1 protein-coding gene is annotated in these 1,411 nt (G+C 61.2%); it reads right to left on the bottom strand.

The window, feature by feature from the left end:
• Window positions 1–1,400, bottom strand: a 1,400-nt coding sequence (locus AAC083_RS00660) for a PqiB family protein (RefSeq protein ID WP_146181551.1), incomplete at its 3' end; no start/stop codon positions are given.
• Between the last annotated feature and the right edge of the window lie 11 nt (window positions 1,401–1,411).

The following is a 1,411-nucleotide window of genomic DNA, read 5'->3' as shown; positions in this document are numbered from 1 at the left end:
CCGCCGATCCAGGCGCTGGCCGGACTGGTCTCCACCTTGATACCGCTGAGATCAGCCTCGATCTGCAGCGGCGCCGCCCGATAGAAACGGGCCCGTGCCAGCAGATGTTGATACTGGCTGTTGACCACCAGAGCGACGCTGGCATTGCCCTTGGCATCCAGAGTCAGCTGACTGATCTGGCCTACCGGCAGCCCCTTGTACCAGAGCGGAGCCCCTTCATTGAGCCCCGCCAGATCGTCGGCCTGCAGAGTGACCCGGGTGCCACTGACTTGATCCTTGCTGCTCAAGGTCATGGCCCTGACCCTGTCACCTTCCACGTAGTCAAGGCGAATGGCCGGGCCGGCCAGCAGGCGATCCGCATGTTTGAGGCCGGCGGCACCGAAGGAGACTGTCTCCCAGACGAGGCGACTGTTGTCGGTGATCCGAAATGCCTGTTCAGGGTTGATCAACGCCGTCACCACTCGACCCTTGTCGGTCAGGCGAACGGGGTCAACCCGGCCAATCTCGATCCCTTCGAAAAGGATGGGCATTCCCTCCTTGATGGGCAGATCACCGGCCACTATGTCGATCCGCTCGCCACGGGCCGCTTCGGCCAGCCCCTTGTAGAGGACGAAGGTCTGGCCTTTCTCCGGCTCGGGGGAGGCTTTGGGGGAGTCAAACGCTATGCCGCCGCTCAGTATGGAGGTAAGGCTGCCAGCCTCCACATTGACCCCGGCTAGGCTGAAGGAGCCTTTGATGCCACTGATGTTCCAAAAGCGGGTATCGGCCTTGATGAGGTGTTCGAAACGCGGCTCGATCACCAGATCCAGGATCACGTTCTGGTTGTCCTGGCCGAGACGGGTGTTGATGACACTGCCTACCTCAATACCGCGGAAATAGAGTTTGGCGCCGATCCCGATAGATCCCAGCGAATCGGCGGTCAAGTGCAGCATGCGCCCCTGTGCCTGATAGCCGGGGGGAGGGCCATCCAGCGCATCAAACTCCTCTTCCAGCGGGTTGTTCTCCCGACCGGGTTGCAGATTGATGTAGTTGCCAGAGACCAGAGTATCCAGGCCCGAGATCTCGGTGAGTGATGCCTTGGGGCTCACCAGCCAGAAGTCGGACCCCTTGCGGATAAGCGGCCGGGCACGACTGTCAATCTTGGCCAGCACGGCTATCTTGCGGCCGTCCTCGGCCAGCGCCAGCTCCTGCACCACACCGATAGCCACACCCTGATAGCGCACCTGGGTCTTGCCCGGCAAGATGCCATTGCCCTGGGCAAAGTTGATGCGAATAAGTTGGCCACTGCTCGCAAACTGCTGGTAGACGAAGCCACCTGCCAGCAAGAGGGCAATGGCGGGCAACAACCAGACTGGCGACAACCAGCGACGCTTCTCAATGACGGGTTCAGCCCCGATCATACCGACTCCTT

The sequence above is a fragment of the Aeromonas sp. HMWF014 genome (assembly GCF_963878295.1).
Classification (GTDB): domain Bacteria; phylum Pseudomonadota; class Gammaproteobacteria; order Enterobacterales; family Aeromonadaceae; genus Aeromonas; species Aeromonas popoffii.
The sequence above is the reverse complement of the archived record's forward strand: the minus strand, read 5'-3'. Positions and strand labels throughout refer to the sequence as shown.